The organism is Pseudomonas sp. GW821-FHT07G10 (assembly GCF_059418545.1).
Window position 1 is genome coordinate 1 of record NZ_JBWKQB010000062.1, and the last position, 4,273, is coordinate 4,273.

Here is a 4,273-nt window from a genome sequence, read left to right on the forward strand (position 1 = left end):
GAACGCCTCGTTGGCGCCGCCAATGGTCGCACCTACTGCTTCATAGGCACTGTCGACAACGCTGGCGTTAATGCCGGCGCCGCTTTGCACAGTGACTTTATGGCCCTGGCCGATCAGCTTTTTGATGGTTTCCGGGGTTGCAGCAACCCGCGTTTCACCCGTCTGGGTTTCGAGAGGAACACCAATGTGCACGTCAAATCTCCTGCATGATCTTATTGCATTTGATCTTTATAAGAAGGCCAGCGCACTCCGGATGGTGCTGCTGGGGCGGCCGATCAGCACGACCCCGTGTAATCAAGGCGGGGCGCGGCATTTTGCAGGCGAACTTTGTGCCCTTCAAGGGATTATGACGGGTGACGGAAAATTAACTACAAGTCACCCTGTGACCGAATGTCGCAACAGTAGTGCTTGATCCCTTGTAAGCCGTGCCTTGTATAGGTTTTTGCTGGATTTCAAGAATTTATACATCGACGCTGTGAATGAAGCCGCATTGCTTCAAAATAGATGCCGCAAGCCACGTCTTTAGGCGCTTATGGGACGATTGTCCCTCCTTCCGGTACAGTTTTCTAAAATGCGACATATAGTTATATCTGTAGTAATTTGCATTTGCTGACTACCGGGTCAGCTAAAGCCTGAAAGCCCCTATTCTTCTAAGCTGTAGCTCTGCGCCTGCCTCACCAGCCAATCCCTGAATGCCCGTAAGGATGCCGATTCGACCTTTCGGTCAGGAATCATCAGGTAATACGCCTTGATGCTAGACAGCGCCTGGGGATTGGCGATCACCAGCCGCTTCTCTGTTAACTCCCGCTGAATAAGGAATGGTGGAATCAATGCGATGCCCATGTCATGCATGGCGGCCTGGGCAAGCATGGAGAATAGCTCGTAACGCGGTCCTGTCATGTCTCGAGGGACATTCAGGTTCTGTGAGCTGAACCACTGACGCCAGGCATAAGGCCGGGTGGTTTGTTGCAGCAGAGGCAGTTCGGCGATCTCTTCGGCGCTCAATTGGCTTCGAATGCCCAGAAGTCGCGGGCTGCAAACCGGCATGGGGGTTTCGCCCATCAGTCGATGGGACTCGGTGCCTGACCAATCGGCATCGCCAAAGTAAATCGCCGCATCAAAGTCAGTGTCGGCGAACAGGAAAGGCCGGGTACGGTTGGTAAGGTTGACCGTAACTTCGGGGTGTTGCTGCTGGAAGTCCTTGAGCCGCGGTAGCAGCCATTGAGTGCCAAAGGTGGGGACTACGGCCAGCTCGATGACGTTGGCGCCCTGCTGTCCCATCACCGAGAGCGTATCGCGCTCGACGGCATCCAGCTGTGTCGCGACCCGGCGACTATAAGACAGCCCTGCTTCGGTCAGCTTCACTCCCCGGCGTGAGCGTCGAAACAATTCGACGCTCAAAAATTCCTCCAGGCTGGCGATCTGCCGACAAATGGCTCCCTGTGTAAGGGAAAGCTCTTGCGCAGCCTTGGTAAAGCTTTCGTGCCGAGCTGCTGCTTCAAAGCTGATCAGTGCAGCTGTACTGGGGATTTTTCTGCGCATGTACGGCAATCTCACTAATAAGGCGCCATTAAGTGGTTTGGCGCTATCACGGAGTGAGAAATTAGCACAACAGTATGCAAAATCCTCGTTTGCTGTATCCGCGAGCCAGGCCTAGGATCAGTCCACGATATTTGACCTACTTCGCGAGGACTCACTCATGGGCGGTAAAGCTAGCTTTAACTGGATCGATCCCCTGCTGCTGGATCAACAGCTCACTGAAGAAGAGCGCATGGTACGCGACAGCGCCGAGCAATTTGCTCGCGACAAGCTGGCTCCGCGGGTTCTCGAAGCTTTCCGCCATGAAAAGACTGACCCGGCGATTTTCCGCGAAATGGGTGAAATCGGCCTGCTGGGTGCCACCATTCCAGAGCAATACGGTGGCAGCGGCCTGAACTATGTCAGCTATGGACTTATTGCCCGTGAAGTCGAGCGAGTCGACTCCGGGTATCGTTCGATGATGAGCGTGCAGTCTTCTCTGGTAATGGTGCCAATCAACGAGTTCGGCACTGAAGCACAGAAGCAGAAATACCTGCCCAAGCTTGCCTCTGGTGAATGGATCGGTTGTTTCGGTCTGACTGAACCTGACCATGGTTCCGATCCTGGCGCGATGATCACTCGTGCGCGCAAAGTGGAAGGCGGCTACAGCCTGACTGGCAGCAAGATGTGGATCACCAACAGCCCGATCGCTGATGTTTTCGTGGTCTGGGGTAAGGACGATGCGGGAGACATCCGCGGCTTCGTACTGGAAAAAGGCTGGAAGGGTCTGAGTGCTCCGGCGATTCACGGCAAGGTAGGTCTGCGCGCCTCCATCACCGGCGAAATCGTCATGGACAACGTGTTTGTGCCAGAAGAGAACATTTTCCCTGACGTTCGTGGTTTGAAAGGTCCTTTTACCTGCCTTAACTCGGCCCGTTATGGCATTTCCTGGGGGGCGCTGGGCGCTGCCGAGTTCTGCTGGCACACCGCTCGCCAGTACACACTGGATCGTCAACAGTTTGGCCGGCCGCTGGCGGCTACTCAGTTGATCCAGAAGAAACTGGCCGACATGCAGACTGAGATCACCCTCGCCCTGCAAGGTTGCTTGCGCCTGGGCCGTATGAAGGACGAAGGCACTGCAGCTGTCGAGATCACGTCCATGATGAAGCGCAACTCTTGCGGCAAGTCCCTGGATATTGCTCGTATGGCTCGTGACATGTTGGGCGGCAACGGTATCTCCGATGAATTCGGTGTTGCCCGTCACCTGGTCAATCTGGAAGTGGTGAATACCTATGAGGGTACTCATGACGTACATGCGCTGATCCTTGGTCGTGCGCAGACCGGTATCCAGGCGTTCTATTAATAGGAGAACGACCATGGGCGCGCTTTCGCATCTGCGGGTATTGGACTTGTCGCGAGTGCTGGCCGGTCCTTGGGCCGGGCAGATCCTTGCGGATCTCGGGGCTGAGGTGATCAAGGTCGAGCGCCCGGGTAATGGCGACGACACGCGCGCCTGGGGGCCGCCCTTCCTGAAAGACGCCTATGGCGAGAACACCAGCGAAGCGGCCTATTACTTATCGGCCAATCGCAACAAGCAATCGGTCACCATCGACTTCACGCGTCCGGAAGGCCAGCAGCTGGTGCGTGAGCTGGCGGCCAAGTCCGACATTTTGATCGAAAACTTCAAGGTCGGTGGTCTGGCGGCTTATGGTCTGGACTATGAGTCGCTCAAGGCGCTAAACCCTGATCTGATCTATTGCTCGATCACAGGCTTTGGTCAAACGGGGCCTTATGCCAAGCGTGCCGGTTATGACTTCATGATTCAGGGCTTGGGCGGCTTGATGAGTCTGACTGGCCGACCTGAAGGAAGCGAAGGTGCCGGGCCGGTGAAAGTCGGAGTAGCACTGACGGATATTCTGACCGGGCTCTACTCGACGGTCGCAATTCTGGCAGCGCTGGCTCATCGGGATCATGAAGGTGGCGGCCAGCATATCGACATGGCGCTGCTGGATGTTCAGGTGGCCTGTCTGGCCAACCAGGCGATGAACTACCTGACCACAGGGGTTGCGCCCAAGCGGTTAGGGAACGCTCATCCGAACATCGTGCCATACCAGGACTTCCCGACCGCAGATGGTGACTTCATTCTTACCGTTGGGAATGACGGGCAGTTTCGCAAGTTTGCTGAAGTGGCCGGACAGCCACAATGGGCGGACGATCCGCGGTTTGCCACGAACAAGCTGCGGGTGGCTAATCGGGCGGTCTTGATTCCGCTGATCCGTCAAGCAACGGTGTTCAAGACTACGGCTCAATGGGTGGCGCAACTGGAGCAAGCCGGTGTGCCTTGTGGGCCGATCAACGATCTGGCTCAGGTGTTCGCCGATCCTCAGGTTAAGGCTCGTGGGCTGGCAATTGAACTACCCCATGCCTTGGCTGGACTGGTTCCACAGGTGGCTAGCCCAATCCGTCTTTCTGAGACGCCGGTTGAATACCGCCATGCCCCGCCTCTATTGGGTGAACACACCTTACAGGTGTTGCAACGGGTGCTGGGTCTGGAGGCATCAGCCGTTGCTGCGTTGAAAGAGGCTGGAGTGCTGTGAATGTTCCCTTCTATATATAGGTGCTGATGGCTCTACTATATAGAAGGGTTAAAAAGCGTGCTCTTTTGGTCCTTTTCAGCTTTGTTGATAGATAATTTGAATTAACCCTTGACGGCAGAATCTGGAAGCCTATAATTCGCCCCACTTCCGGCGCAGTC

General features: G+C 55.6%; 3 protein-coding genes and 1 pseudogene. 2 read left to right on the forward strand and 2 right to left on the reverse strand.

All coding sequences use genetic code 11. From position 1 onward, the window contains the following. Positions 1–192: pseudogene (locus tag AC07O1_RS30280) on the reverse strand (NAD(P)(+) transhydrogenase (Re/Si-specific) subunit alpha); the annotation flags it as partial. Positions 193–642: 450 nt separating this feature from the next. Then, complete coding sequence (locus AC07O1_RS30285) at positions 643–1,542, reverse strand: LysR family transcriptional regulator (RefSeq protein ID WP_494991167.1); 900 nt, start codon at positions 1,540–1,542, stop codon at positions 643–645. A 157-nt stretch (positions 1,543–1,699) separates the two neighbouring features. Between AC07O1_RS30285 and AC07O1_RS30290 the strand changes: the two genes are divergently transcribed. Together AC07O1_RS30290 and AC07O1_RS30295 are read left to right on the forward strand one after the other, a co-directional pair. Then, on the forward strand, positions 1,700–2,881 hold the full coding sequence (locus AC07O1_RS30290; RefSeq protein ID WP_494991168.1) for an acyl-CoA dehydrogenase: 1,182 nt from the start codon (positions 1,700–1,702) through the stop codon (positions 2,879–2,881). 13 nt (positions 2,882–2,894) lie between these two features. Further along, positions 2,895–4,115 carry a CaiB/BaiF CoA transferase family protein gene (locus AC07O1_RS30295; protein WP_494991169.1) on the forward strand — a complete coding sequence of 407 codons (1,221 nt, stop codon included), beginning with the start codon at positions 2,895–2,897 and terminating at the stop codon, positions 4,113–4,115. The last annotated feature ends 158 nt before the right edge of the window (positions 4,116–4,273 follow it).